Annotated in this window: 1 protein-coding gene; it reads left to right on the top strand. The window is 66.9% G+C overall.

What is annotated here, in order from left to right:
- Positions 1–158 precede the first annotated feature (158 nt).
- Entirely contained in the window at positions 159–1892 is a 1734-nt protein-coding gene (locus ETD85_RS61965) for an IS1634 family transposase (RefSeq protein WP_138699044.1), read from the top strand.
- Positions 1893–2006 lie beyond the last annotated feature (114 nt).

Below are 2006 nucleotides of genomic sequence, written 5' to 3'. Positions count from 1 at the left end.
CCCGCGTTCCGCAGCTAATCCGTGATCCAGGGCATGTTCGGGTCTGAACCCGCAGGTCAGCGCGTTCTGGCCTGGTGGAAACGGTGGAAAGCCCTAGTGACACGACTTCGCTGATAACCCCGTCACGACATGCACACGCGCTGCTACGGTCTGGTGACATGTTCGTCAGGACAGCGAGCCGGAAGAACAAAGACGGCACCACGGTGCGATACCTCCAACTCGCCCATAACGAGTGGGATCCGGTCGCCAAAGCCGCCAAGATGAAGGTCCTGCATAACTTCGGCCGCGAAGATCTGATCGACCGCGCCGCCGTCGAACGCCTGGTCGGCTCGTTGTGCCGACTGCTGGACCCGAGCCGCGCCGCCGCCCTCACCTCGGGCGCGGACCTGACCTTCATCGGCTCGGCCGCCTACGGCGGCGTCTACCTGCTCGACCAGCTCTGGCGGCAGCTGAAGATCGACACGATCATGACGCGCATGCTGGCCTCCACCCGGCGCAGCCCGTTCACCGAACGGGTGCTGTTCGCGCTGGTCGCCAACCGCGCCCTGGACGCCTCCTCCAAACTGGCCGCTTCCCACTGGGCCGGCCGCGCCGCCCACATCGACGGCCTGCCCACCTGCAGCGATGATGCCTGCTACCGGGCGATGGACTGGCTGCACCAGGTCCAAGACTCCGTGGAGCGCAAGGTGTTCGACCAGGTCGCCACCCTGCTCAACCTGGAGGTCGACCTGCTGTTCTTCGACACCACCTCCACCTACTTCGAGATCGACGAAGGCGACGAGCCGATCGCCCGCGACCAGCGCGGTGTCCCGCTGCCCGACCCCGACACCACCGGCGACGGCGGCGACGGCGGCGCCGACGATGGAGCGGCGATGAAAGGCTTCCGCACCCACGGCAAGTCCAAGGATCACCGCGACGACCTGCCCCAGATCGTCATCGGCATGGCCGTCACCCGCGACGGCATCCCGGTCCGCGTCTGGTCCTGGCCCGGCAGCACCACCGACACCGCCCTGATCCGCCAGGTCAAGGACGACATGCGGGACTGGACCCTATCCAAGATCGTGTGGGTCGGTGACCGTGGCTTCGCCTCCGCCGCCAACCGCCGCTACCTGCGCCAGGGCGATCATCACTACATCATCGGCGAACGGCTGCGCTCGGGCTCGGCCGAGGCCAAGGCCGCGCTGTCCCGCCAAGGCCGCTACCAGGACGTGGCCGAGAACCTGAAGGTCAAAGAGGTCCGGATCGGCGAGGCCGACCGGTTCGTGCTCTGCTTCAACCCCGAGGGCGCGATGCGCGACGCCGCCATCCGCGAACGCCTCCTCACACAACTCCAGGAGCTGATCGCCGGCACCGACGCGCTCAGCGCCACCAAACGCGCTGAACTGCGCGGCGTCATCTCCACCAAGCCCGGCCTGAACCGGTATCTGCGCACCACCCCGGGCGGGCTGCTGCGCATCGACGCCGCCAAGGTCAAGGCCGAAACGAACCTGGACGGCAAGTACCTGCTGCGCTGCTCAGACCCCAAGCTGCCGGCCGAGGACATCGCCGTCGGCTACAAGCAACTGCTGGAGGTCGAGCGGGGCTGGCGCGACATGAAGCAGATCATCGACCTGCGCCCGGTCTATCACCGACTGGAGGAACGCATCCGCGCCCACGTCATCTTGTGCTGGCTGGCCCTGCTGCTGATCCGCATCATCGAGACCACCACCGCCACCACCTGGAGACGCATCCGCACCGAGTTCGACCCGCTCACGGTCGCCACCTTCACCGGCCCGACCGGCACCTTCCGCCAGCGCGCCGAACTGACCAAACCCCAGCGCGACATCCTGGCCAAACTCGACATCCCAACCCCGAAGAAGATCGTCGAAGCCGCCCCCTCCGCAGACGCCTGACCAGGCACAACCCCCACGCCTAGTGACACGCCGCATCAGCACGCCCGCAAGCGTTTCCCCAGCTCAGACCCCAGATCTATGTGTCTTTCCTGCTACACATCTGCGGAACGCGGG

The sequence above is a fragment of the Nonomuraea zeae genome (assembly GCF_005889725.1).
GTDB classification, from domain to species: Bacteria; Actinomycetota; Actinomycetes; order Streptosporangiales; family Streptosporangiaceae; genus Nonomuraea; species Nonomuraea zeae.
The sequence above is the reverse complement of the archived record's forward strand: the minus strand, read 5'-3'. Positions and strand labels throughout refer to the sequence as shown.

Coding starts and splice junctions, on each gene's coding strand:
- ETD85_RS61965 (WP_138699044.1), top strand. CDS start 159: ATGTTCGTCAGGACAGCGAGCCGGAAGAACAAAGACGGCACCACGGTG.